This window comes from Nitratidesulfovibrio sp. SRB-5 (genome assembly GCF_019931275.1).
Taxonomy (GTDB): domain Bacteria; phylum Desulfobacterota; class Desulfovibrionia; order Desulfovibrionales; family Desulfovibrionaceae; genus Cupidesulfovibrio.
On the sequence record NZ_JAIOTY010000001.1, the window covers coordinates 1,199,371 to 1,222,913 of the forward strand.

At 67.4% G+C, this 23,543-nt stretch carries 22 protein-coding genes and 1 tRNA gene; 9 read left to right on the top strand and 14 right to left on the bottom strand.

Annotated elements, in window-relative coordinates; all coding sequences use genetic code 11:
- Window positions 1–169: 169 nt before the first annotated feature.
- Entirely contained in the window at window positions 170–2,266 is a 2,097-nt protein-coding gene (locus tag K6142_RS04740) for a methyl-accepting chemotaxis protein (RefSeq protein WP_190244267.1), read from the bottom strand.
- 407 nt (window positions 2,267–2,673) lie between these two features.
- On the opposite strand from K6142_RS04740, the gene K6142_RS04745 reads away from it, so the two are divergent.
- The 3 genes from K6142_RS04745 to K6142_RS04755 all read left to right on the top strand — a co-directional run bounded on the left by K6142_RS04745 (window position 2,674) and on the right by K6142_RS04755 (window position 4,382).
- Entirely contained in the window at window positions 2,674–3,189 is a 516-nt protein-coding gene (locus K6142_RS04745) for a YhcH/YjgK/YiaL family protein (RefSeq protein WP_190244268.1), read from the top strand.
- Window positions 3,190–3,451: 262 nt separating this feature from the next.
- On the top strand, window positions 3,452–3,676 hold the full coding sequence (locus K6142_RS04750) for a TraR/DksA family transcriptional regulator (protein ID WP_015946797.1): 225 nt from the start codon (window positions 3,452–3,454) through the stop codon (window positions 3,674–3,676).
- 301 nt (window positions 3,677–3,977) lie between these two features.
- Window positions 3,978–4,382, top strand: coding sequence for a cupin domain-containing protein (locus K6142_RS04755; RefSeq protein WP_190244269.1), 405 nt, complete (start codon window positions 3,978–3,980; stop codon window positions 4,380–4,382).
- Window positions 4,383–4,475: 93 nt separating this feature from the next.
- Here K6142_RS04755 and K6142_RS04760 read toward each other — a convergent pair whose 3' ends face one another.
- From K6142_RS04760 to sugE, 11 genes are all read right to left on the bottom strand, one after another.
- Window positions 4,476–5,486: an inorganic phosphate transporter gene (locus K6142_RS04760; protein WP_015946799.1), complete on the bottom strand. Its 1,011-nt coding sequence runs from the start codon at window positions 5,484–5,486 to the stop codon at window positions 4,476–4,478.
- A complete protein-coding gene (locus K6142_RS04765; RefSeq protein ID WP_015946800.1) occupies window positions 5,479–6,108 on the bottom strand; it encodes a DUF47 domain-containing protein in 630 nt (209 codons plus the stop codon). Before K6142_RS04765 ends, K6142_RS04760 begins: the two co-directional genes overlap by 8 nt.
- A 534-nt stretch (window positions 6,109–6,642) precedes the next feature.
- Window positions 6,643–7,176 (bottom strand): 4Fe-4S dicluster domain-containing protein, encoded by a 534-nt coding sequence (locus K6142_RS04770; RefSeq protein WP_015946801.1) that lies wholly within the window; start codon window positions 7,174–7,176, stop codon window positions 6,643–6,645.
- A gap of 4 nt (window positions 7,177–7,180) precedes the next feature.
- Complete coding sequence (gene hypA / locus K6142_RS04775; RefSeq protein ID WP_190244270.1) at window positions 7,181–7,567, bottom strand: hydrogenase maturation nickel metallochaperone HypA; 387 nt, start codon at window positions 7,565–7,567, stop codon at window positions 7,181–7,183.
- A gap of 177 nt (window positions 7,568–7,744) precedes the next feature.
- A complete protein-coding gene (locus K6142_RS04780) occupies window positions 7,745–8,851 on the bottom strand; it encodes a nickel-dependent hydrogenase large subunit (RefSeq protein ID WP_190244306.1) in 1,107 nt (368 codons plus the stop codon).
- A gap of 23 nt (window positions 8,852–8,874) precedes the next feature.
- Entirely contained in the window at window positions 8,875–9,513 is a 639-nt protein-coding gene (locus tag K6142_RS04785; RefSeq protein ID WP_190244271.1) for an NADH-quinone oxidoreductase subunit C, read from the bottom strand.
- Window positions 9,482–10,168 carry a 4Fe-4S dicluster domain-containing protein gene (locus K6142_RS04790; RefSeq protein WP_190244272.1) on the bottom strand — a complete coding sequence of 229 codons (687 nt, stop codon included), beginning with the start codon at window positions 10,166–10,168 and terminating at the stop codon, window positions 9,482–9,484. The genes K6142_RS04785 and K6142_RS04790 overlap by 32 nt, the downstream gene beginning before the upstream one ends.
- A gap of 3 nt (window positions 10,169–10,171) precedes the next feature.
- A complete protein-coding gene (locus K6142_RS04795) occupies window positions 10,172–10,612 on the bottom strand; it encodes an NADH-quinone oxidoreductase subunit B family protein (protein ID WP_007527825.1) in 441 nt (146 codons plus the stop codon).
- A gap of 16 nt (window positions 10,613–10,628) precedes the next feature.
- The gene (locus K6142_RS04800; RefSeq protein ID WP_190244273.1) at window positions 10,629–11,615 is read right to left on the bottom strand and encodes a respiratory chain complex I subunit 1 family protein; all 987 of its coding nucleotides are present in this window, start codon (window positions 11,613–11,615) and stop codon (window positions 10,629–10,631) included.
- 3 nt (window positions 11,616–11,618) lie between these two features.
- Window positions 11,619–15,413 carry a complex I subunit 5 family protein gene (locus tag K6142_RS04805; protein WP_190244274.1) on the bottom strand — a complete coding sequence of 1,265 codons (3,795 nt, stop codon included), beginning with the start codon at window positions 15,411–15,413 and terminating at the stop codon, window positions 11,619–11,621.
- 564 nt (window positions 15,414–15,977) lie between these two features.
- On the bottom strand, window positions 15,978–16,346 hold the full coding sequence (sugE, locus tag K6142_RS04810; protein WP_190244307.1) for a quaternary ammonium compound efflux SMR transporter SugE: 369 nt from the start codon (window positions 16,344–16,346) through the stop codon (window positions 15,978–15,980).
- A gap of 287 nt (window positions 16,347–16,633) precedes the next feature.
- On the opposite strand from sugE, the gene K6142_RS04815 reads away from it, so the two are divergent.
- The 3 genes from K6142_RS04815 to K6142_RS04825 all read left to right on the top strand — a co-directional run bounded on the left by K6142_RS04815 (window position 16,634) and on the right by K6142_RS04825 (window position 18,885).
- Window positions 16,634–17,551, top strand: a complete 918-nt coding sequence (locus tag K6142_RS04815; protein ID WP_223290282.1) for a hypothetical protein — start codon at window positions 16,634–16,636, stop codon at window positions 17,549–17,551.
- 319 nt (window positions 17,552–17,870) lie between these two features.
- Complete coding sequence (locus K6142_RS04820; protein WP_015946810.1) at window positions 17,871–18,215, top strand: DsrE family protein; 345 nt, start codon at window positions 17,871–17,873, stop codon at window positions 18,213–18,215.
- Between the two features lie 124 nt (window positions 18,216–18,339).
- Window positions 18,340–18,885 (top strand): hypothetical protein, encoded by a 546-nt coding sequence (locus K6142_RS04825; RefSeq protein WP_190244276.1) that lies wholly within the window; start codon window positions 18,340–18,342, stop codon window positions 18,883–18,885.
- A 79-nt stretch (window positions 18,886–18,964) separates the two neighbouring features.
- Here the strand turns inward: K6142_RS04825 and K6142_RS04830 are convergent.
- Together K6142_RS04830 and K6142_RS04835 are read right to left on the bottom strand one after the other, a co-directional pair.
- Window positions 18,965–19,040 (bottom strand) — tRNA-Ala (locus K6142_RS04830).
- Window positions 19,041–19,201: 161 nt separating this feature from the next.
- Complete coding sequence (locus tag K6142_RS04835; RefSeq protein WP_190244277.1) at window positions 19,202–21,136, bottom strand: glycosyltransferase; 1,935 nt, start codon at window positions 21,134–21,136, stop codon at window positions 19,202–19,204.
- Window positions 21,137–21,190: 54 nt separating this feature from the next.
- Between K6142_RS04835 and K6142_RS04840 the strand changes: the two genes are divergently transcribed.
- The 3 genes from K6142_RS04840 to ruvC all read left to right on the top strand — a co-directional run bounded on the left by K6142_RS04840 (window position 21,191) and on the right by ruvC (window position 23,526).
- Window positions 21,191–21,796, top strand: coding sequence for an RlmE family RNA methyltransferase (locus K6142_RS04840; protein ID WP_190244278.1), 606 nt, complete (start codon window positions 21,191–21,193; stop codon window positions 21,794–21,796).
- Between the two features lie 106 nt (window positions 21,797–21,902).
- On the top strand, window positions 21,903–22,646 hold the full coding sequence (locus tag K6142_RS04845; RefSeq protein WP_190244279.1) for a YebC/PmpR family DNA-binding transcriptional regulator: 744 nt from the start codon (window positions 21,903–21,905) through the stop codon (window positions 22,644–22,646).
- Window positions 22,647–22,956: 310 nt separating this feature from the next.
- Complete coding sequence (gene ruvC / locus K6142_RS04850; RefSeq protein ID WP_223290280.1) at window positions 22,957–23,526, top strand: crossover junction endodeoxyribonuclease RuvC; 570 nt, start codon at window positions 22,957–22,959, stop codon at window positions 23,524–23,526.
- Window positions 23,527–23,543 lie beyond the last annotated feature (17 nt).

Genomic DNA, 23,543 nt, shown 5'->3' on the forward strand with positions numbered 1-23,543 from the left:
CACACGGAACACGCAGAACACGCAGAACAGGCCGGGCAGAGAGGACAGGTGCTCTCCGTGCCCCGCCGCACCCGCGCGCGCCATGTGCCCGGATACGCGAAGCGCCCCGGCATGGGGTAATGCCGGGGCGCTGTGTTTCATGGCCGGGGGCAGGCTGAAGGTCCGCCGCCTAGCTGTCTTCCTTCAGTTCGCGGATGACGTCCTGCAATTCCGATGAGAGCCGGGCCAACTCGCCCACTTCGCGGGTGGACTGGGCCATGGCCTCGGCCATTTCGGAGGCGATGCGGTTCACCTCGTCGGTGCCCCTGTTGATCTGCTCGGACGCGGCGGACTGCTGTTCCGACGCCGTGGCTATGGAGCGCACCTGGTCGGCGGTGGATTCCACGATGGACACGATGCGCGCCAGCGCCTCGCCCGCCCGTGAGGCCAGGTCGGTGCTGCGCTGCACCACTTCCGCCGCGTGGCTCATGCCGGTGATGTTGTCCTGCGTGCCGCGCTGGATGGCGGTGATGGCGTCGCCCACTTCCTTGGTGGCCTGCATGGTCTTTTCGGCCAGCTTGCGCACCTCGTCGGCCACCACGGCGAAGCCGCGCCCGGCGTCACCGGCGCGGGCCGCCTCGATGGCCGCGTTCAGGGCCAGCAGGTTGGTCTGGTCGGCAATGTCGGTGATCACGGTCATGATGTTGCCGATGCCCTCGGCCCGCTTGCCCAGGTCGCCGAGGCCGGTGCTCATCTCGCGGGCGAACTCGTCCACCTTGCGGATGCTGTCCACCACGTCGCGCACGATGGCCCCGCCCGCCTCGGCCTGTGCCCTGGCGCTTTCGGCGCTTTCCGCCGCGCGAGAGGCGTTGGCCGCCACCTCAAGCACGCTGGCGTTCATCTGTTCCATGGCGGTGGCGGCTTCCGCCGTGCGGGCGCGCTGCACCTCTGCGCCGGACCGGGCTTCGTCCACCTGCCCGGCCAGTTCGTGCGAGGCGTTGCGCACGTTGGCCACGATGCCTTCCAGCCGTTCCGCCGTGTGGCGGATGCCTTCCTTGCGAGCCTGTTCGCCGCGCAGGCGGGCCTGTTCGGCCTCGCGCAGGGCGGTTTCCGCCTTGCGGGTCTGCTCTTCCGCCTCGGCGGTCTTGGTCTTGCCCGTGGCCAGCAGTTCGCCCAGGTTGCCCACCATGGCGCGCAGGCTGCCGTGCAGGTCCAACAGTTCGCCCGAGAAGTGGCGCGCTTCGGGCAGGGCGTCGAATTCGCCCGCCGCCACGCGACCGGACGCGGCCACCAGCATCTGCACCGGGTTGGCCACGGAACGGGCCAGCAGCCAGGCCACCACCATCAGGGCCATGGCAATGCCCGCGCCCACCATCAGAATATAGTTCACCACGCTGGTCGACTGGGCGTACACCTCTGCCTTGTCGATGACGGCCACCAGCTTCCAGCCCTGGTAGCCGGTGAACACGGTGACCAGCTTGTCCGTGCCGTCCATGGACGACTCGAAGGTGCCGCGCTGCATCCTCATGATCTGGGCAAGCGCGGGCACGCCGGTGTCTTCGGCTTTCTTGAAACCGAACTTTTCGTGCTTCGGGTCGGACAGGATGACCGAGGTGTCCTCCAGCAGCATGACGTAGCCGGTCTTGCCGATGCGCAGGTTGGAGGTAACCTTGGTCAGGGTGGAAAGGTTGATGTCCACGCCCATGATGCCCACGATGTCGCCCGAGCCCGTGCGCACCTTGCTCATGACGCTGGCCACGGGATATCCGGTGGTGGACAGGTAGGCCTTGCTGATCAGCGTGTTGCCCGAGTGGGCCATGGCCTCCTTGTACCACGGGCGCTTGCGCGGGTCGTAGCCCGCGGGCACGCCGGAACCGTCGATGTGGCTGAGAAAGCCGCCGTCCTGATAGCCGATGAAGATTTCATCGTACCAGTTGTTGGCCTTGCCCATCAGGGTGAACACCTTGGCCAGCGCCTGCTCCTCCTGCGTGAGCGAGGCGTGGTACAGCTTGTTGTCCTGTTTGGTGTCGGCGTAAGAGGCCACCTGGCCCTTGGCGTCAACCACGCGGGGCAGCGAAGCCATGTAGACCACGTTGCGCTGGGCCGCCTCGAAGAAGGTGGTGACGAAGTCGTTCACCCGCTCCAGTTGGGCGCCGGACGAGTCTTCGAAGTCGCGCAGCGAGGCGCGCCGGATTTCGATGGACACCACGGCGGAAACGCTGCCGATGGCGACGACGATGGACAGGAGAAAGGCGATGATCAGTTTGCTGCGGATGGTCAGAGACATGTTGCCCCCCAAGGCGACTTGGTTGTTTACGGTTTGCCCGCCGTGAACCCTTCCGTCGCGCGTGCGCGGGGTTGCGTGAGTGTGCCCCGCTACGGCAATCGGATGGCTCCCCAGCTGCATCCGCCTGCCGCGCGGCCTTCATGCCCCCATTCCTGATGATTGGCAAGGCGCGGGGCGCATTGCATGGTGCAAAATCCGGGGCGGCACCACATCCCGCAGGAGTGACGTTTTGGTTGCGGTACGGCGGCAGCGCACCGCCGTGCGCAGTTCCGCACGCCTGTGGCCGGGTGCGCGCCATTGCGGCGTACTGGCCGCGCGTCCTGTCGCGACCGGTTGCGCGCTACACGACGACACTATATTGTGCGCCGCCAATAAGGTGGAACCCGGCCACGAACCTGGAGGAAACGATGATCATCGGCACGCTGGACACGTGGATGCGTTACGACCTTGGCCCGGCATGGCGGGCGGCCTTCGCCTTTCTGGCCAACCTGACGCCCGATGCGGCCACTGGCCGCCATCCCGTGCCTTGCGTGGATGCGCCGGAAGGCAGCGTGTACGTGGAAGTGGGGCGCTACGATACCAGGCCGGAAGGCAGCGGGCGGCTGGAAGCCCACCGCAGGCATATTGACATCCAGTACGTTCTTTCGGGTATGGAATGGTTGGACTGGACGCCACTGCCCGGACTGGCTGCCCTGGGTCCGTACGCCGACGACAGGGACGTGCGCTTTTTTTCCGTGACGGGGCACCCCTGCACCCGCGTGCTGCTGCAACCCGGCACCTTTGCGGCGCTGTTTCCGGAGGATGCGCACATGCCGGGCATTGCCGTGCAGGGCGGCCCTGCTGCCATGGTCAAGGCGGTGGCCAAGGTGCGCGTGGACGCTCTGGCGGTGGCGGGCATCCCCCCGTGCGGGCTGGACGGGTAGCAAGGGGCGGAAGCGCCGAACCGGCATGCGCCGGACCGGCACGCGCCAAACCGGCACGCGCCGAGTCAACATGCGCCGCATCAACGCGCGCCGAGCCAGCGGCGGGTGGGAGCAACGGGAATACCGGAACGGTGGAACCGGCGGGGAATTCAGGCATATCGACGGCTGATGGAGTCAGGCCGAATGCGCGCGGGCACCGCCCGCGCCCAGGGGGGCGGACCTGGTACTGACAGGGAGCGGATCGGGACAACCAGGAGGTCTCATGGACATTTTCGATCAGGCCCAGGAACTGGAGCGGCTGGAACGCGAAGCCGCCTTGTCCCGTGCGCGGAACGCCTCCGCGCAGGGGCGCGAGGGGCCCGAATGGATCGACGGCGTTGCCTGCTGCCGCGAGTGCGGCGAACCCATCCCCCCCGCCCGGCTGGCCGCCGTGCCGGGAGTGGGTTTGTGCAAGGCCTGCCAGGAAGAGATGGAGGGGGGCAGCTAGCCCCCATACCCGACCACCCCCGAACGGCCCGCGATGCTGATGCTCGCGGGCCGTTTTGCGTCGTATGGCGCAACATTCCGCCCGGCGCTGCGCGGAGATGGGGCGGCCCGGCATCCCGGGCGTCATCGGCCTGCCCGCCATTTCGCCCCGGCATGACATCCGGCCATGTCATCCCGTTGCGCCCGGCCATTGCGAAGACGCAGCTGGCAGGCTAGCGTTGGGCAGGGTTTCCCGCGCACGGCGGAAGCGTGTGTTCGTCGTGCGCGGGGCGCGCAACCGGCAGCACGAAAAGGACGGCACGATGGAGATCAGGCGGGCAGGATCGCAGGCGTCGGCGGTGGGGATGGCCGAACGGTACACCGGTCCGGTGCGCGTGGACCCGTTGGTGGCCGAGCCGTACGACCCGTCGCGGGTTACCGCAACGGTGGTCACCTTTGAACCGGGGGCGCGCACGGTGTGGCACCGCCATCCCCTGGGCCAGATGCTGTTCGTCACCGCCGGATGCGGCCTTGTGCAGCGCCGGGGCGGACCGGTGGAGGAAATCCGCCCGGGGGACACGGTATGGATCATGGCCGGTGAAGAGCACTGGCATGGCGCCCGGCCCGATACGGCCATGGCTCATGTGGCCGTGCAGGAACAGCTGGACGGCAGCACCGCGGAATGGCTGGAAATGGTGCCGGAAGACGTTTACCGGGCCGGGCGCTGACGCAGAGGCTGTCGTGCTCCGGAACGGCAAAAGGGGCTCCCCACGGGGAGCCCCTTTGTCGTGTGCTGTGTCGGCCCGTCGGAACAGGGGGCGCTAGTCGGCGATGCCCAGCAGTTCCAGAATCAGAAAGCTGATGGAAGCCATGGTGGCGGCGGCGGGAATGGTGAGAATCCACGCCACCACCAGGTTGCCCGCAATGCCCCAGCGCACGGCGGACAGGCGCTTGGTGGCCCCCACGCCGAACACGCAGGCGGTGATGGTGTGGGTGGTGGAAATGGGCGCGCCCATCAGCGAAGCCCCGGTGATGACCACGGCGGCGGACGTTTCCGCCGCGAAGCCGTGCACCGGCTCCAGCTTGAATATCTTGTGGCCCATGGTCTTCACGATCTTCCACCCGCCAAGGGCGGTGCCCATGGCCATGGCCAGCGCGCACGACAGCTTGACCCACAACGGCACGTGGATGGTGTCTATCTGATGGAACAGGAACAGGGCCAGGGTGATGACGCCCATGGTCTTTTGCGCGTCGTTGAGGCCATGGCTGGTGGCCATGAACGCGGAAGAGACGATCTGCAATTTTTCGAACGACCGCGTCACCGTGCGCCGGTTGGTGCGCCAGAACAGCAGCATCAGCAGCATCATGCACGCGTAGCTGACGGCAAAGCCCGCCAGGGGCGAGAGCACCAGCGGCAGCAGGATCTTCTTGACGATGGACATGGCGTTCAGCGTGCTGAACCCCGCGTGGGTGATGGCAGCCCCCATCAGCCCCCCGATGAGCGCGTGCGACGACGAGGAAGGCAGGCCGTAGTACCAGGTGATCAGGTTCCAGGCGATGGCCCCGATGAGCGCGGCCAGCACCAGGGTCTGGCTGCCCGCGACCATGTTGGTGTTCACGATGCCCTGGCCCAGGGTGTGCGCCACCTCTTCGCCCAGCATGGCGCCGAAAAGGTTCAGCACGGCGGCCATGGCCACGGCGGTGCGCGGGGAAAGCACCTTGGTGGAGACCACGGTGGCAATGGCGTTGGCGCAGTCGTGCGCCCCGTTGGTGAAGTCGAAGATCAGCGCGACGATGACGATGACGACGAGCAGCACCGGTATCTCAAGCATTCTTCAGCACCACTTCCTCGATGGCGTCCGCGAGATCGTCCAGGCGCTCCACGGCCAACTCGATGCGGTCGTACACCTGGGTCCACTTCATGATGTCCACCACGGCGCGCATGTCGAGATTTTCGGTGTCGTGCAGTTCGGCAAGGCCGGTGCCCAGCAGCATCTCGCATTCGCCCTTGATGGCCTTCAGCTGCTTGACCTGCGCGGCAACGTCGGTCTTGTCCTTCAGGCAACAGATCATCTCGCCGGTGACGGCGCACATCTCGCGCAGGTTGCGGACCATCTTGCGGGCAGGGAAGCGGATGTAGGTGAACCCGTACAGCCGCGCGCGGGTGGCAATGCCCTTGATGAGGTTGATGGAGTCTTCCTGCGCCAGGTTCAGGCGGTAGATGTCCTCGCGGTCGATGGGGGTGATGAAGGTGAGCGAAAGCTGGCGCGAGATTTCGCGGCACAGTTCGTCGGCCTCCACCTCGACCAGGTTCACGCGCTTGCAGGCGTCGTCGACCTTGCCGAAATCCTCAAGGATGCGGGTGAGCAAGTCGGCCGCTTCCACCAGCATGGCATTCTGGCGGCTTAGCAGTTCAAAGAAGCGGACGGTCTTGGGGAACAGGTTCAAGGCCATGCGTTGGCTCCGGTGTTGTCGTTGTGCACGCGGGCCTGGCAGGCCCTTGGGTTCGGCTGGCCCGCAGGGTCGGCCGGGTCCATCTGTGACGACGGTCCGCCATGAGCGGCGGAAGGTTACGGATGTGTCGCGGTTTCGGCGGGTGCCGGACGGCACTGCCCCGTGCGCAAAAAAGGCCGGTCGGGACCGCGGGGATTCTACGCTTCCCCCGGCGTCCGGGCAACCGGCATCGTCATTGATTCGCCACGAAATAACGCGATTTTGTTACGGAACGGTGACATCTGGCAATGTTTCGAGAAGTCCAATCGTGCCGGGGTGTTGAGCGGTTGACCAGTCGTATTTCGGGCCGTGCCGGAGTGGTTTGTGACGGCTCGTTGGTGACGTCCTCCCCGCACGGCACCATGCCTGGTCGCGCAAAAAAACGGAGCGGGGAATCTCCCCGCTCCGTCATGAACGCATGCCGGGCTTGGCGTGGGCTTCCTGTCAGGCAGGCGGCGGGAGCAGGCAGGCGAACCCGCTTGCCGGAAACCGCCGCTAGCGCTGCATGGCGCGGTATTCGTCCAGAGTGACCATGTGCAGCGCCTTGACCGGGCAGGCCTCCACGCAGGCGCCCTGGTCCTTGCCTTCCTTGGCGCGCCAGTCGGCGCACACGTCGCAGCGCACGGCCACTTCACGGCGGTGCTGGGCGGGCCGGGCGGCATCGGCGCCTTCTTCGGGCAGGCCGATGAAGGACAGCTCGATGGCGCCGTACGGGCAGGCCATGACGCACAGCTGGCAGGCGGCGCAGTACTGCTGGCGCATCACCACCACGCCGTCTTCCTGCACCAGCGCGTCGGTGGGGCACACGCGGGCGCAGGGCGCATCGGCGCACTGGCGGCACTGCACGGGCATCTTGACGCTGTCGGTCTTGATGACGTGCACGCGGGGCTGGAAGAGATTGCGCTTCTTCACTGCTTCCTTGATGGTCATGTTGTTGTGCGAGGCGATGCAGGCAAGTTCGCACTTCTTGCAGGCCTTGCACTTGTCTGCTTCAGCGAAGACGACGTACCGCATGAGCGAATTGGTCATGGTGCTATCCTTCCGTGGTTTGCGCCGCTGCCGGAAGGTCGGTGGCATCCGGGCCGGGCACTTCTATGCTTGCGATGTACAGTTCCCTGCCGCCAATCCAGTGCACGGCGTCGTCGCCGCACGAAGGGCAGGAGAATTTCCGCTTCCGGGTTTCCACGTCGCCGCAGGCCAGGCATACGCCGCGCAGGGGCAGCAGTTGCACGTCCAGCGGCGCGCCCTCGGCGGGCGTCCCTTCGGCCAGCAGTTCGAAACAGGCGGTCAGGGTGCGCGGCTCGACGCACGCCAGAAGGCCCACGGCAAGGTTCACCCGGCTGATGCGGGGTGCGCCGTGTCGCGCCGCCTCGTCAGAGACGATGCGCAGGATGCCTTCGACGATGGAGGATTCGTGCATGATGACCGCCGTTATTTCCTGTGTGTCTTTCCGGGAGGCGTTTCCAAATCAGGTTTTTCGTTCGTTGGCGAGGAAAACAAGCCCGCCATGAGGGAGTATACTCTTATCGTATTCGACCGATATGGCGGGCGAAGTTTGACAACGCCAACGGGCGAAAGGACGATTTGGAGACGCCTCCTATCGTTCCGTGCACGATATGCACGGGTCGATGGAGTTGACGATGAGCGGCACGTCCGAAACCTTGCAGTCGTGCATCATCACGCCCAGCGCGTCCCAGTTCATGTACGAGGGCACGCGCCACTTCAGGCGGTTGGGCACGTCGGTGCCGTCGGTGCGCAGGAAGTAGATCAGTTCGCCGCGCGGGGCCTCGCTGCGGGCCACGGCCTCGCCCGCCGGAATTTCCGGCAGCCGGGCCACCAGTTCGCCGCCGGGCAGGTCGCGGGCGCACTGGCGCACAAGGCTGATGGATTCCAGCGCCTCGCGCAGGCGCACCAGGGCGCGCGAATGCACGTCGCAGCCGGTTTCGGTAATCACGTCGAAGGCAAGGCGGGAGTATGCGGCGTGGGGCACATCCTTGCGGATGTCCACGGCAAGGCCGCTGCCGCGCGCCACGGGGCCCACCACGGCGTATTCCACCGCGTCTTCGGGCGACAGCAGGCCCACGCCCACGGTACGCCCGCGCACCATGGGGTCGTTGCGGTAGATGTTGTAGATCTCTTCCACGTGCTTCTGCACGCGGTCCAGGTTGCGGGTCAGGAAGGTGAGCAGGTCGGCGTCCACGTTGTACTTCACGCCGCCGATGCAGTTGGCGGCGAGGTCCATGCGGTTGCCGTACACCGTCTCCTTGATGTCCTGCATGATCTCGCGCACTTCCATCACGTGCATGAACAGCGACTTGAAGCCGATGATGTGCGCGAGAATGGCCACGTTGAACAGGTGCGAGGCGATGCGCTTGATCTCTTCGGCCATGGAGCGCAGGTAGCGGGCCCGTTCGGGCACCACGATGCCCGCCAGGTTTTCCACCGCCATGCAGTAGGTGAAGGGGTGGCTGTTGGAGCACAGCGAGCACACCCGCTCGGTGAGCACGATGTTCTGGAACAGGTTGCGCCGCAGGGCCAGCGCCTCCATGCCCCGGTGCACGTGCCCGGCGGTGATGTCCACGCGCTTCACGGTTTCGCCTTCCACGCTCACGCGGAAGTACATGGGTTCTTCCAGGGCCACGTGCAGCGGGCCCACGGGCAGGGTGAAGCCGGCGCGCGGGTCGGTGTTCACGTGGTCGTCCATGTGGGGAGTATGCGCGGTGGTGCTCATGCCTGTGCCTCCTCGTCGGTGACGGTGGCGATGGCGCCGACGGGGGCGCCGGTGGCGACGGTGGTGCCCTCGGGCAGCTTCGCCGACATGATGCGCTCCCACAGGTCTTGCGTGGAGGCACCGTTCATCATGGTGGAAAGGGGAATCATCTGGCCCATGATGCCCGCGTCCAGCCGCTCGTCCAGGAACAGCCGTCTGGGGTTGGGGTGGCCGGTGACCGCGATGTCGTACATCTCCATGAATTCACGCTCGTTCCAGTCGGCGTTGCGGAACCACGGGGTGATGGAGGGCACTTCCGGCTTGCCGGTCACGTCGCCGTTTTCATCCGCTTCGGGCATGTCCAGCGGCGCGGTGACGGTAAGGGTCAGGCCGTCCAGGTCGAAGTGGTAGGCGATGGCGCGCTGCGGGTTGGCCGGGTCGCGCTCCGGATCGTAGGCGGTCATGGTGCACAGGCGCAGGCGGCAGCGGGACATGGCCGGGGCCAGTTCCGCAAGGCGCGGGGCGTTGTCCAGCATGATCCAGCCGTAGATGTTGCCGTGGGCGTCCTCGGTCCAGGATATGTCTGCGCCTGCGGCGTCGGGCAGCCGCTGGTCCAGCAGTGCCTTAGCCTGCAGTTGCGCGGGGCGTGTCAGCATCGGTGCGTCCTCCGTCCTTCACCGTGTGGGGGGTGGCGGGGGTGGTTTCTTCGTTGGCGGCGGCCTTGGCCGCCGGGCGGGAGCCGTTGCCGTTGCCCGTGTCCGCCGGGGCGGTTCCTTCAGCGTCCGTAGCGGCGTTCAGGGCGGCGGAGCGGGTGGCGGCGGCCACCTGGCGGCACTTGGGGCACATGCGCAGCAGCGCCGGGAAGTCCAGGTCGTGGGCGTGGTTTGCGTACACGCGGGTGGCCAGGTCCGGCGGCAGCATGCGGATGTGCGTGTCGCAGCCGGTGCAGCGCAGGTACGGGACGAAGTGGTGCTCCGCCCAGTCGTACTTGCGTTCCTGCAGGTGCGCGTTGTGCCAGTCGTTGGTCATGGTGATGGCCCCGGTGGGGCAGTAGTGGCGGCACAGCCCGCACAGGGCGCAGGTGTTGTGCCACACCGTGAAGTCGTAGCCGCTGCGGTCCTCGCGCGGCTCGATGCGGATGGCCCCGCCAGCGCACACGTGGCGGCAGATGGCACAGCCCACGCACTTGGCCGGGTCCATGGTCACCTTGCCGCGAAAGCGGCTGGGGGTATGCGTCTCGGCAAAGGGGAAGGGGTCGGTGGACGGCCCCTGGGCCACGTTGCGGGCTAGTATCTTCAGGAATCCCAGCATGGCTTACTCCTGCAATCCAAGGCGGGCCATCCATACGTCGCGGGCCTTGATCACGCCTTCGATGATGGCCTGCGGGCGCGGCGGGCAGCCGGGCACGTTGACGTCCACGGGGATGTAGCGGTCGATGGGGCCCTCGATGGAGTACCCGTCGCGGAACACGCCGCCGCTCACCGGACAGATGCCCACGGCCACGGTGACCTTGGGTTCGGGAATCTCGTCCCACACGCGCAGCACCTTGTCCTTCACGCGGGCGGTCAGCGGTCCGGTGATGAGCACGATGTCCGCATGGCGGGGGCTGCCGCAGTACTTGCAGCCCAGGCGTTCCACGTCGTAGCGGGGGATGCAGGCGGTGGTTGCCAGTTCCACGTCGCAGCCGTTGCACGAGCCCGCGTTGATCCGGTACAGCCACGGCGACCGCACGGAGAGCTTCTTCAGGAAGTTCATATCGTCTCCTCTCCGCCTACATACCGCGCCATGCCAGCACCAGACTCGCCAGGGCCAGCACCGAGGGGTACTTGAGGTAGAAGGTGAAGGCCTGGTCCACGCGGAAGCGTCCGGTGGCCGACTTGACCAGCGTCAGCGAAACGGCCATCAGCGCCGCGCACTTCAGCACGAACCACGGAATGTTGGCTACGATGCCGCCGGGAACCGTGCCCGGCAGGAACAGCGCCACGCCAAGCCCCAGCACCACCACGGCCTTGAGCGCCGAGGCGATGTGAAAGAAGGCCAGCGCCGGGCCGGAGTATTCCAGCAGGGGGCCTTCTATGATTTCCGTTTCGGCCTCGGGCACGTCAAAGGGCACGGTGCCCATGGTGCCGGGCAGGAACAGCAGGTAGGCCAGCAGGGCCGGAATCATCACCGGGTCGAAGGCCAGCTGCCCGTTGGCAAGCTGGTAGTCCACGATATTGGCCAACGAGAACTCGGCCCCGCCGCCGGTGGCCATGCCCACCTTCATGGCCACGGCCAGCATCACGGCCAGCAGCGGCATTTCGTAGGCGAACATCAGCGTCATCTCGCGCGAGAAGCCCATGGCCCCGAACGGCGAGCTGGAGGCGGAACCGCCAACCATCAGCGCGATGGCGGGCAGCGGCAGCAGGTAGAAGATCACCAGCAGGTCGCCCATGGCGGGCAGGCCGCCGCTGACGCCCGGCACGGGCAGCAGCGCGGCGCACACCGCCATGCCGGTCAGGCCCAGCAGCGGGGCCAGCAGGAAGGCGGCCCGGTTGGCGGAAGCAGGCATGACCGTTTCCTTGGTGAACAGCTTGGCGATATCCAGGTAGGGCTGGATCAGGGGCGGGCCCACGCGGCGCTGCAAGCGCGCCTCGATGCGCCGGTCAAGCCCCTTCAGGAACAGGCCGACCATCAGGGCGAACAACCCGCCCGGGAACACCAGCAGGCCAAGCAGGCCAAGGCCGGTTTGGGTGAAGAGTTCAGTGGCGTAGGACATGGTCTACCTCCGCTTCAGGGCGGGCATGGCCGCCTGGGCCAGCTGCCGCAGCAGGGCCAGGGGTGCGCCGTAGATGTCCTGCGGGGCAAGGCGGGCCTCGTCGGCCTTCATGGCCACGCCGCAGGTGTGGATGTCGGTGGTGCGCACGGTGCCGATGAGCCTGCGCAGGGCGGTCCGCCCGCCGAAGAAGGCAACCGCCAGCAGCACGGCCAGGGCGGTGGCGTTGAACGCCCCCGCGCCGGAAGCCACGCCCCACGGCGCCACCATCAGCCCGGCAAAGCCCAGTTCGCGGCCCATCATGTCGATGGCCAGCAGGGGCAGGCCCGGGAACACGCCGGTGATGATGCACCCGGCGGCCAGGATGCCCATGGGCACCAGCATGATGCGCGGGGCTTCATGCACGTGGGCCAGTTCCGGCGAGGGGCGGCCCAGGAAGGCCGAGTGCAGGAACTTGGCGAAGTAGGCCAGGGTCAGCACGCTGCCCGCCAGCGAGAGCAGGGCCAGCGCCACTTCGCCCTCGGCCATCAGCGCGTGGTAGAGGATCCACTTGGAGGCAAAGCCGTTGGTGGGCGGCACGCCGACCACCGAAAGCGCCCCGATGGCGAACATGGTCAGGGTGACGGGCATGCGCTGCCCGATGCCGCCCAGTTCGTCCAGCGAGTGCTTGTGGGTGCACAGGATGAGCGAACCGGCCACCAGGAACAGCAGGTCCTTGAACAGCACGTGGTTGACCAGGTGCAGCATGCCCCCGGCCATGCCCAGCGGGGTGCCCAGGGCCACGCCCACCACCATGTAGCCCAGCTGGCTGACGGTGGAGTAGATGAGCACCAGCTTGAGGTCCGACTGCATCACCGCCAGCAGGGCGGCCATGACGATGGTGATGCCGCCCACCCAGGCGATGGCGTACATCACCTGCGGCTGGCCCCACTGGGCGGCCAGACCGGTGAAGAAGCCCGCGCCGCCCAGCACGAAGAACAGCTTGGCGAGGCCGAACAGGGCGCTCTTCAGCAGTACCGACGAAATGTAGCCGGAAACAGGCGTGGGGGCCGTTGCCGGGTGCATCTGCACGTCGATGCGGAAGGGCAGCTGCGCCGCCTTCATGGTGAAGCCGATGGCCATCAGGGCCACGGCGGTGGCGGCCAGGGCCACCGGCATGGTCGGCAGGGCGGAACGCACCGCGCCGAAGCTGGGGTCGCCCGCCATGGAGGACAGCATGACCACCCCCAGGAACAGGAGGGCCGCGCCCAGCACGTTGAAGAAGAAGTACTTGAAGCCCTCGCGCAGCGCGGCGGGGTTTTCCTCATGCACGATGACGAAGTACAGGCTCCACGAGCTCATGATCTCCCAGAAGGTGAAGAAGCCGAACAGGTCGTTGCTGGCGGCAACGCCCATCAGCCCGCCCACCATGAACAGGAAGAACGTGTAGAAGCGCCACTGGGTGTGGCTGTGCTCCATGTAGCCCACGGCGTAGAACATGTTCAGGCAGCCGATGACCGGCACCACGAGCGCGAAGGCGAAGGAGATGGAATCCAGCCCGCGCCCGAACAACACCACCGCGATGGCCGCAACGGCCAGGATGATGGCGGTGGCCAGGCCCGCCGCCTTGCGGTCGCGCCGCAGCAGGAAGGGCACCACGGCGCCCAGCATGGGAACGAGCACGAAGGGATGCCAGGTCACCGCCAGCATGGGCAGGGCCTGGGCGTCCAGCTTGCCCGCGCCCGCCAGCATGTCGGCCACGGGGGTGACCAGCGACAGGCCCAGCTGCGGCAGCACGCCCAGCACCAGGCACAGCGCGGCCAGCACGCCGGTGGCCACGCGCATGGAGACCGGGGCCTCCTGCACCATGGGGCCGGTGTAGGGCTGGAAGACCAGCGTGCGCACGATGCGCATGTAGTAGACACACCCGGCAAGGCTGCCCAGCAGCAGCACGGCGGCCACGGCGGGGTGCCCGGCGGCCACAAGGGCTTGCAGCATCAGGTACTTGCCGACAAAGCCGTTGAACGGGGGCAGGCCCATGATGGAGATGAGGCCCACGACCATGCACCCGGAGGTGAAGGGCATGACCCGGGCCATGCCCGCAAGGTCCGCCAGCTTCTTGCTGCCCGCGCGCAGGATGAGGCCACCCGCGCAGAGGAACAGCAGGTTCTTCATGATGGCATGGTTCAGCACGTGCAGCAGCGAGCCGGTGGTGGCCAGCCAGGTGCCGAGGCCGATGACCATGAAGATTTCCCCCACCTGTCCCATGGTCGAGTAGGCCAGCAGGCGCTTCAGGTCGTCCTGCTTCAGGGCCATCAGTTCGCCGTAGAGCATGGTGGCCGTGCCCAGCGCGGTGACCAAGAGGCCCATGGAGCTGAAGCCACCGGCGGATTCCCCGGCCTTCAGCAGCACGGCGGAGCCGAACACCGCCAGCATCAGCCGCACGGTGCCGTACACGCCGGTCTTGGTCAGGATGCCTGACAGCGGGCCGGAAATGGACGAAGGGGCGGCGGGGTGCGCGTCGGGCAGCCAGCCGTGGCCGGGCACAAGGCCCGCCTTGACCGCAAAGCCCACGAAGGCCAGCACCACCGCGCCCTTCACCACGGGGGCGGGCAGGGTGGCGGCAAGACCGGCAAGGGCCGCGAAGTCCAGGGTGCCCGCCTGGGCGGACAGCAGCATGAAGCCGGGCAGCATGGCGCAGGCCCCGGCCACGCACATCACGAAGTACTTCACGGCGGCGTGGAATGCCTTGTCCGTGGCCTCATGGGCCACCAGGAAGTACGACGAGAAGGTCATCAGTTCCCAGAACACGTAGAAGCCGCCGAAGTCGCGCGCAAGGGCCAGGCCCGAGAGCGAGCCGCACATCAGCAGCAGGAAGAACCAGTAGCCGCCCGCGCGACGGTCGTGGTGGATGTAGCCGGTCGAGTACACCGCCACCACCAGGCCGATGCCCGCGATGATCACCCCGAACAGGCGGGACAGCGGGTCGATGGCGGTGTCGGTCCAGGTCAGCGCCACCGAGGCGGCCACCAGGGCCACGCCGGCCAGGGCGCGGGCGCGACCGGAAGCAAGGCCGATGCACCACACGGCAAAGGCGCCCGCGTAGGGCACGAGGGCGGCGGGGTGCCAGTGCGCGCCGAAGGCGGGCAGGGTGTCGCGCGCAACGCCCAATGCGTCGGCCACCTGCGCGGTGGCGGCGTGTCCGGCCAGGCCGAACGCGGCAAGGAAGGCCGCAAAAAGCCCCGCCAGCACGTGGAACGTGACGGACGGGGCGTGGGGAACGTGGGCGGATTCGCGCCACTGGCCGGATTCAAGACAGATGGCCTGTACCGACAGCACGGTGGCGGCGGCCAGGGCCATGCCCGCGAAGGCCACGGCTACGGCGTAGCCCCAGTGCCCGGCGGCAAAGGCGGCATGCAGGATGAAGGCCCGCCCGTCCGGCACGAGGAAGACGGAAAGCCCCATGCCCGCAAACATGGCGAACCCGAAGAACAGCCCCGTCAGGGGCAGCGCCGCGCGGATGCCGCGCAGGTCGTCCAGTCGGTCCGACCCCGCCGTGCGGGCAAGACGGACAAGGGTGAGCAGCGCAAGGCACCGCGCCGCGAACTGGTAGATGAATTGGGTGGTTCCCCCGACCAGCCCGGCGCCATCGCCAAGGCCAAGGCCGAGAAGCGTGAGGCCGATGTCGGAAAGGCACATCAGGCCCAGCATGGTGAAGGGGCGTCGGCGTGCCGCTAGGGCCGACACGGCGCCGCCGAGCAACAGCAGTGCCCCCAGCATGGCCAGGAACGGCAGTTCGGCGACAGGCGGAGCGGTGGTCATGCGAGTCTCCGTCGTTGAGCGTGTATGGTGCAAATTGGTTGAACAACCAATTTGTGGCTCCACCTTATTTTGACTGGAGACTTCTTTCAACCCCCCTGATTGTGAATGAGTGGTACAAAACAGGGCGCGACAAAGAAAAAAGCGTGTCCATGCCAATGTTTGACCGCGCGACCAATTTTTTTCGCCGTAGGAAAAAAAATTCGCAAGTTGATCGGATCATGCTGCAAGTACAAAAGATTTGCCAAAAAAGACGTCAGGCGCCTGATCTAATGCGGTGAAATGAATGCGACGCTTTGTGAAATGAGTAGCTAGTTGCTGTTTATTATGTGAGTAAACACTACAGAAAATCGCTGTTCATTACATCAGTCCGGATTCGGCTTTCAATGGCGGGCATGGGGTGCCGTGTGGCGGACAGCCGTGCAGCACCATTGGCGTGATGTGGCCAGTGCCGTCGCCGGGTGCCCCGATGGGGGCTACCGGCGAACGGGCACCATTGTTTCGGCGGGGTGATGCACGGTGGCGTGACGTTGCACGTTGCGTGGGGGTGTGCGTCGATGCGTTGCGTCAGGAGTTGGCAAGCAGCTTCAGCCCCGCAATGCCCGCCACGATGCACAGGATGCAGCCCAGGCGCGCGGCGGTTGCGGGCTCGCCGAACAGCGCGATGCCGAGCAGCGCGGTGCCCACCGTGCCCACGCCGGTCCACACCGCGTAGGCGGTGCCCAGGGGCAGGTGGCGCAGGGCCACGGCCAGCAGGTACAGGCTGACGACCATGGCCACCACGGTGAGCGCAGAGGGCACGGGGCGGGTGAAGCCCTGGGTGTACTTGAGCCCCACGGCCCAGCCCACTTCGAACAGTCCGGCGGCGAACAGGGCGATCCATGAACCGGCGGCGCCGGATGCCCCGGCAAGGGTAGTGGCGATCGAGGTGAACATGGTGGGCATGGCGGCTCCTGTGCCGCGCGAACGCGGCAGGTTGCGGATAATAAAAAACCCGGCCGGGGCCGGGCATAAGGACAACACGCCATGGAGGGCGCAGTCCGTGTCATGCGACGCGTCCAACATAGCCATGCCGGGGGAAAAGGCAAGCCGCGGCGGCTTGCCGCCACGGGAACGGCGGGGTATTCTGCAACCATTCTTTACCATGCCCATGCGAAGGCAGGCACATTCCGATGAGACATTGGGGGCACAGGGCACGCGGGGTCGCAGCGATTGTGCACAACATGGCCGTGTGCGCCGTGCTGGCACTGGTCTGCGTGCTGGTTTCCGGCGTGCCCGGTGCGCGGGCCGCTCGGGCCGCCGAGGCGACGGTCCGGCAGGCCCTGGAGTCCACGCCGGATACGGCCAGCCAGCATGCCACCAGCCATGATGCCGTCAGCCAGGATGCCGTCAGCCAGGATGCGCCCAGGCAGGATGCGGCCAGCCAGAACGCCGTCGACGAGGCGGAAATCCCGGCTGCCGTGCCTGCGGCCCCTCCCCCCGCCGGACAGGAACTGCGCATCGGCTTCAGCACCTCCTCGTTGCCGTACGTGGACATGGTCAACAAGAGCGGCCTGGAGCCCCGTCTGGTGGCTGCCGCACTGGGGCGGTCCGGCTACCGCGTCGTGCCGGTATTCCTGCCGCATGCCCGCGCCCTGGAGTTGGTGCGCAAGGGCACGCTGGACGGCTGCGGCCCCGTGGGGCGCCATGCCGACGTTGCCGGGCTGGCCCTGGGAGACATGTACCTGCAATACCGCAACGTGGCGGTATCGCTGGAAGCCGCCGGGCTGGACATCAATTCGCTGGCCGATCTGCAGAACCTGCCGGTGACGGCCTTCCACAACGCGCGGGTGTTCATGGGGCCGGATTTCGCGGCCATGGCTGGCGCCAACCCCCGCTACGAGGAACAGGTGGACCAGCGGGCCCAGGTGGAGGCGTTCTTTCACCGGCGTGACCGGGTCATCGTGGTGGACGAGCGCATCTTTGCCTTTCATCGCGCCCGGCTGGCAGCGCGGGGCGTGGGCGCGCCGGTGCGCATCCACCGCATCTTTCCGGCGCAGGACCGCTTTTTCGTGTTCCGCGACCCGGTCGTGCGCGATGCCTTTGACGCGGGGCTGCGGCAATTGCAGGAGAGCGGGGAGTATCGGCGCATGGTGCGCTAGGGGGTGTTTTTCTAATAGTTCTTTCGCCCGTTGGCTGACCGACCCGAAGGGCGCGCAGCGTGCCCGTTGGGCGAGCTTGCGAGTCCTACGGGCATCGAGCGCAGAGCGGTCAAACTTCGCCTGCCATAGCCCTGCTGTCCTTATCCGTAAGGTTCACTTCGCTCACCTAACGGCTAAGGCTCGGTCAAATACGATAAGAATATACTCCCTCATGCCAGGCTCGTTTTCCTTGCCAACGAACGAAAATCCTAATTAAAAAACACCCCCTGGGGGTTGTTTCGGGCGTCATCACCGTCAACGCACTACGGGCAGGACATCCATGCACTACGACATCGTCTTTCATTTCGACAACGGCCCGGCGGAACTCAACATTGCCATCAGCAACGTGCGCAACTACCACAAGGCCCTGGAAGGGGAGTCCTTCACCAGCGTGCTGGTGGTCAACGGGCCGGGCATCCGGCTGATGGGCGCGGATGATCCGGACTTTGCCGAGCCGCTGCGCGAACTGCGCGCGCTGGGGCTGGACATTCGCGTATGCGCCAACGCCATGCGCCACTTCGGCCTGGATGCGGCATGGCTGAACCCCGCCTGCACCGTGGTGCCTGCGGGCATCGTGGAACTGGTGGACTTGCAGCGCAAGGGGTATGCCTACGTGAAGCCGTAGGGGCCGTTCCGAATGGTCCCTTCGCCCGTTGGCTGGCCGCCGCAGGGCGTGTGGCGTGGTCACCGGGCTGGTTGGCCCGTGCGCGCCACTGCCAGATTTCATCCGGGATACCAGGAGCACTGCCATGACGAAACAGGATGCCACCGAGCAGAGCGCCGGGCGTCGGGAATCCGGCGGCCTTGCGGCCACGGGCAGGCTGGTGGACAGCCACCCCCTGCTGGCCCGGCTGACCGGGCAGGTGGTGTGGAATCTGGCGGAAGAAGCGGGCGCGGACGACGACGAATGCGGCCTGTTCATGGACCATTACGTTGCGTGGCGGGGGGCGGCGCTGGCCGTGCTGGAACGGTTGCGCGACGCGCCGGGCGGCGGCCTGCGCCTGATGGTGGATGACGAGGACCGTGCCGCTGCCTGCCCTGAATGCATGGCCCTGCATGGCGTGGTGCTTTCGGGCACCCATCCGGACTTGGCGGCATGGCTGCCGCCGTTCTCCATCGGCTGCCACTGCCGGGCCGAATACGTGGAAGCGGCGGAAATGGCCGTGGCCGGATCGCAGATGCCGCCTCAGGGATTGCGGCCCCCGGTGCATCGGCTGTGTTGTCCGCGCCGTCCGCTGTCACTGCTGCTGGCCCAGTTGCCAAGGATGGCGCAGTCGCAGGGATACGGTGGGTAGTACGTCGGAACCGTGCTCGCATCCTGATCCGCAAACGAAAAAAGGGCTTGCCGATGTGCTCGGCAAGCCCGTTTTTGGCTGGTGGAGACGATGAGGATTGAACTCACGACCTCAGCATTGCGAACGCTGCGCTCTCCCAGTTGAGCTACGTCCCCAGTCAGGAGAAGGCTGTATATACCTGTTGCCGCCCGACTGCAAGAGGCCGGGACGGAAAAATTTGACGATGCGGGAAGGCGGTGCGGACGTCCGGCTGGCGTGCACGGCGGGCAGCAGGCGGCGGGCAGCAGGACTGTGGGGCGGCGGCAGGCGCTGGCCGCTATTCAAGCCTCAGCGCCTCGCACAGGGTGCGCACCCGGTGGCGGTAGGTATGGCGTGACAGGATGTGCGCCCGCCATGCCGTCACAAGGTCGGCGCGCAGGGCTGGCTCGCGCCCCAGCCGGTGCAGCAGCGCATCAAGGCCGGGGGCTTCGCCACTAGGCGGGGCGACACGGGCGGCGGGGGACGCCGTGTCATTGCCGCCGCTGCGGGCCGGGGAAAAGGCGACCTCGCGGCGCAGTTCCTCGGGAAAGATGTCCAGGCCCGGCGTGTCGTCGGTGATGCAGAAGCCTCCCGCCGCCCAGACGTCGAAGTGGCGCTGGGTGAGTCCGGCGGGCAGCAGCAGGCTGGTGACGTTCAGCGACCAGCGGGCCGCCCGGTACACGGCGGGCAGGGTGGCGTAGTAGTCCACCGGGGGGCGCAGGTCGGTGCCCGGCGCCAGCAGCGCCTGCCAGCCGTCATCGCCGAACACGGTCAGGCCATGCGGCGCGGCGGCGGCAAGGCAGCGCACCCGCCGGGCCAGTGCGCATTCCTCGGCCCCCAGGCCCGCCGCGCGCACCGCGTTGCCGGGCCACAGTTCCGCGATGCCGAGGCGCGCGGTCCACCAATGGAAGTCGGGTCGGCAATGAAAGTCGGGCTGGCAATGGAAGTCGGGGCGGGGACCGGGCGCGTGGAGCAGGGCAAGCGCCTCGTCCAGCAGGGCCGGGGCTATATGTTGCCCCGCGAAAAAGCCCCCCTTGCCGGGGAAGGCGGACCGGCCCACGAACACCACGGGGTTCAGGGCGGCCATGACTGCCGGAGAAGGCCGGGTCGTTACGGTGTCTCCGGCATCCCCTGCCGGTTCAGGGCCTGCCGACTCCGGCCCGAAAAATTCCGGACCGGTGGCCAGCGGCAGGTGCAGTACCCGCTGTGCCCCGTGGGCGCGCAGCAGGGGAATGAACGAGGCGTCGGTGACGCACAGCAGCGCCCCGCGCCACCACGGTCCGCGCAGGGCCGAAAGCAGATGGAAGGGGTTGTCCACGCACCACACGGCCACGTCCACCCCGCAGGCGCGCAGCAGATGGAAGCGTTCGCCCCAGGCGTCGAGGCCCTTCAGATTCACGCTCAGGAACAGGTCCGGGCGCTGGTCGGCCAGCAGACGAGGCAGGTCGGCGTGCAGGGTGTCCGGATCGGCCCGGCGCGGGGTCAGCCCCTCTGCGGCAAGGGCGGACTCCAGTTCCGGCAGCAGCAGCGACCCTTCCGCGCCGGGCAGCAGCACGGTGCGTGACCGGGCGGAACGCACCCCGGCGTGGTCCCCCATGCCTTTCGGCGGCAGCGCAAGCCCGGGTGCCATGCGCACGGCCCGCGCCGTGCCCAGCAGCGGCCCCCAGAAGGAGGGGAACAGCCGTTCCGCCTCGCGGTAGACCACCACCACCGCGCGGGACAGCCTTTGGGGCGGAAAGTCTTCCGGCGCGGCCAGCGTCCATCCTGCGGGGATGGCCGCGCGCCATGCGCCGTGCGTGGCCTCTTCCATATGATGGATGAACGCCGGGCATTCGATGACGTGCACGGTGGGGGCGCCCTGTCCGTCCGGAGCTGATGCGCCCGGTGTGGATGCGTTTGCCCCACGGCGGGACGCATGCTTGTTCCGCAGCCCCGCCAGTGCGACGTCCACCGCCCGTTGCGCCGTGGCCGGGCTTGGCCCCAGGCCCAGCACCACCACCTCGGCGGGGGCGTCGGCCCCCTGTCCGCGCGGGGGCAGCATGTCGAAGGTGGCGGGCAGGATGTCGCCCGGCAGCGTGCCGCCCGCCCCAGCTCTGGTTGTGGCAATGTTGCCTGGCGCGATCTCGTCAGGTGCCGCCACGTCAGGTTCCGCCATGTCGGGCCCCGCCACGTCGGGCAGGGTCCGGAGCTGGCCCAGTTCGTTGGGGATGCGCAGTCGGGCGGGGCGGGCCATGTGAGTCCTTGGCGGGCGGAGGGCTTTCGGGTACAAGCGGCCACGGGTGACCACATGAAGACATACCGAGACCACTATTTTCTGAAGGCCAAGCAGGAAAACTATCCCGCGCGGTCCATCTACAAGCTGAAGGAAATCGACAATCGCTTCAAGCTGTTCCGTCAGGGCATGAAGGTGCTGGACCTGGGGGCGGCCCCCGGCTCGTGGTCGCTTGGCGCGGCCGAGCGGGTGGGGCCGAAGGGACGGGTGCTGGCCTGCGACCTGCAAAACACCGATACCCAGTTTCCGCCCAACGTCACTTTCATGCAAGAGGACGTGTTCAACCGCTCCGAGGCCTTCGAGGACGCGCTGGCGGCCATGGGGCCGTTCCACGTCGTGATCAGCGACATGGCCCCGCGCACCACGGGCACCAGGTTCACCGACCAGGCCCGTTCGCTGGAATTGTGCATCGAGGCTCTTGCGGTGGCGGACCATTGCCTGATAAAGGGCGGCAGTTTCGTGGTCAAGATTTTCATGGGGCCGGACGTCAAGCAGTTGCTTGATGCGCTGCGGGCCCGCTTCGAGACCGTGAAGACCTTCAAGCCCAAAAGCTCGCGGGTCGAAAGCAAGGAAACATTCTACGTCTGCCTCGGGTACCGGGGCGACGGACAGCAGGACTGACGCACGGCGCCGATGGCGCGAGCCCGGCAGGCATGACGCCCGCCGGGGCCGCGCCGTGGCGTTTCCGCACACATCTCTTTCGCAGTCATTTCTTTCAGGAGGACGCATGGCCGGACATAGCAAATGGGCCAACATCCAGCACCGCAAGGGGCGTCAGGACGCCAAGCGCGGCAAGCTGTTCACCAAGGCCGCCAAGGAAATCATCATCGCCGCCAAGGGCGGTGGCGACCCGGCCAGCAACGCCCGCCTGCGCGCCGCCATTGCCGCCGCCAAGGCCGTGAACCTGCCCAAGGACAAGATCGACAACGCCATCAAGAAGGGCACCGGCGAACTGGCGGGCGGCGACATCCTCGAAATCTCGTACGAGGGCTACGGCCCCGGCGGCGTGGCCCTGATCGTGGAAGCGGCCACCGACAACCGCAACCGCACCGTGGCCGAAGTGCGCCACATTCTTTCCAAGCACGGCGGCTCCATGGGCGAGGCCGGGTGCGTGGGCTGGATGTTCGAGCGCAAGGGCGTGATCACCCTGGACGGCGGCAAGTACACCGAGGACCAGGTGATGGAAGCCGCGCTGGACGCGGGCGCCGACGACGTGCGCGACGAGGGCGGCACCTGGGAAATCCACACCGCCGTGTCCGACTTTGCCGCCGTGCGCGACGCGCTGGAAGCCGCTGGCATGGAAATGGATTCCGCCGAACTGTCCATGATTCCCCAGAACACGGTGGAAGTGGACGCGGAAACCGGCCGCAAGCTGATGCGCCTGGTGGACGCCCTGGAAGACAACGACGACGTGCAGAACGTGCACGCCAACTTCGACCTGCCCGACGAAGTGCTGGCCGAACTGGAATAGCCGACATGCCCCGCTCCGGAGCCCGCCTTGCGCGGGCTCCGGCGTTTCCGGCGTCCGTGTGACGCCCCTGTCGCGTTCGTGTCGTGCCCGCTGTCGTGCCCGCTGTCGTGCCCGCTGTCGTGCCCGCTGTCGTGCCCGCTGCGGCAGGTCGGGCTCCGGTTGGCAGATCAGCACCGGGGTGCCCGTGACGCGCGCGACGCCCGTAACACCCGTGACGGCGGCGGCACGGACGTGGCGCGCACCCGTCCGAAGATTGGCATCCGCCGCGCTGCGGCATCACCCTGCATTCCCGGCACCAGCCGGAGGCCCCATGCCCCCCCGCAAGCCCGCATCGCCCCAGGCGGAAACGCCCGCCAGCCCGGTTTCAGTCACCAGTGGGACCGTCGGCGGCGTCACCGTCATCGGCATCGACCCCGGCTCGCAGTGCACCGGCTGGGGGGTGGTGCGCGAAATGTCGGGCGTGCTCACCCTGGTGGACTGCGGAGCCATCCGGCCCAAGGGCGACGACTTCGCCGCGCGACTTGGCCACCTGTTCCGCGAACTGCACGCCCTGGTGGGCCGTTACGCGCCGGACGAGGCCGCCATCGAGAACGTGCACGCCGCCCGCAACGTGGCCACCGCCCTCAAGCTGGGGCAGGCGCGCGGGGTGGCCGTGGCCGCCTGCGCCGCGCACGGGGTGATAGTGGCCGACTACCAGCCCACGGAAATCAAGAAGGCTCTGGTGGGCACCGGAGGGGCGGACAAGGAACAGGTAAGCTTCATGGTGGCCCGGGTGCTGGGCGCCAAGGGCGGCTGGGGGCTGGATACGGGCGACGCGCTGGCCGCAGCCGTGTGCCACCTGAACGCCCGGCGGCTGTCCCGGTTGGCCAGGCTGGGCTGACGGGCCTTGCCCGCCTG

Coding starts and splice junctions, on each gene's coding strand:
- K6142_RS04785 (WP_190244271.1), bottom strand. CDS start 9,513: ATGCTGACACGCCCCGCGCAACTGCAGGCTAAGGCACTGCTGGACCAG.
- K6142_RS04745 (WP_190244268.1), top strand. CDS start 2,674: ATGATCATCGGCACGCTGGACACGTGGATGCGTTACGACCTTGGCCCG.
- K6142_RS04765 (WP_015946800.1), bottom strand. CDS start 6,108: ATGGCCTTGAACCTGTTCCCCAAGACCGTCCGCTTCTTTGAACTGCTA.
- K6142_RS04755 (WP_190244269.1), top strand. CDS start 3,978: ATGGAGATCAGGCGGGCAGGATCGCAGGCGTCGGCGGTGGGGATGGCC.
- K6142_RS04790 (WP_190244272.1), bottom strand. CDS start 10,168: ATGCTGGGATTCCTGAAGATACTAGCCCGCAACGTGGCCCAGGGGCCG.
- K6142_RS04760 (WP_015946799.1), bottom strand. CDS start 5,486: ATGCTTGAGATACCGGTGCTGCTCGTCGTCATCGTCATCGTCGCGCTG.
- K6142_RS04815 (WP_223290282.1), top strand. CDS start 16,634: ATGGCCGTGTGCGCCGTGCTGGCACTGGTCTGCGTGCTGGTTTCCGGC.
- K6142_RS04800 (WP_190244273.1), bottom strand. CDS start 11,615: ATGTCCTACGCCACTGAACTCTTCACCCAAACCGGCCTTGGCCTGCTT.
- K6142_RS04805 (WP_190244274.1), bottom strand. CDS start 15,413: ATGACCACCGCTCCGCCTGTCGCCGAACTGCCGTTCCTGGCCATGCTG.
- K6142_RS04840 (WP_190244278.1), top strand. CDS start 21,191: ATGAAGACATACCGAGACCACTATTTTCTGAAGGCCAAGCAGGAAAAC.
- K6142_RS04795 (WP_007527825.1), bottom strand. CDS start 10,612: ATGAACTTCCTGAAGAAGCTCTCCGTGCGGTCGCCGTGGCTGTACCGG.
- sugE (WP_190244307.1), bottom strand. CDS start 16,346: ATGTTCACCTCGATCGCCACTACCCTTGCCGGGGCATCCGGCGCCGCC.
- K6142_RS04750 (WP_015946797.1), top strand. CDS start 3,452: ATGGACATTTTCGATCAGGCCCAGGAACTGGAGCGGCTGGAACGCGAA.
- K6142_RS04835 (WP_190244277.1), bottom strand. CDS start 21,136: ATGGCCCGCCCCGCCCGACTGCGCATCCCCAACGAACTGGGCCAGCTC.
- ruvC (WP_223290280.1), top strand. CDS start 22,957: ATGCCCCCCCGCAAGCCCGCATCGCCCCAGGCGGAAACGCCCGCCAGC.
- K6142_RS04740 (WP_190244267.1), bottom strand. CDS start 2,266: ATGTCTCTGACCATCCGCAGCAAACTGATCATCGCCTTTCTCCTGTCC.
- K6142_RS04770 (WP_015946801.1), bottom strand. CDS start 7,176: ATGACCAATTCGCTCATGCGGTACGTCGTCTTCGCTGAAGCAGACAAG.
- K6142_RS04825 (WP_190244276.1), top strand. CDS start 18,340: ATGACGAAACAGGATGCCACCGAGCAGAGCGCCGGGCGTCGGGAATCC.
- K6142_RS04820 (WP_015946810.1), top strand. CDS start 17,871: ATGCACTACGACATCGTCTTTCATTTCGACAACGGCCCGGCGGAACTC.
- K6142_RS04780 (WP_190244306.1), bottom strand. CDS start 8,851: ATGGACGACCACGTGAACACCGACCCGCGCGCCGGCTTCACCCTGCCC.
- hypA (WP_190244270.1), bottom strand. CDS start 7,567: ATGCACGAATCCTCCATCGTCGAAGGCATCCTGCGCATCGTCTCTGAC.
- K6142_RS04845 (WP_190244279.1), top strand. CDS start 21,903: ATGGCCGGACATAGCAAATGGGCCAACATCCAGCACCGCAAGGGGCGT.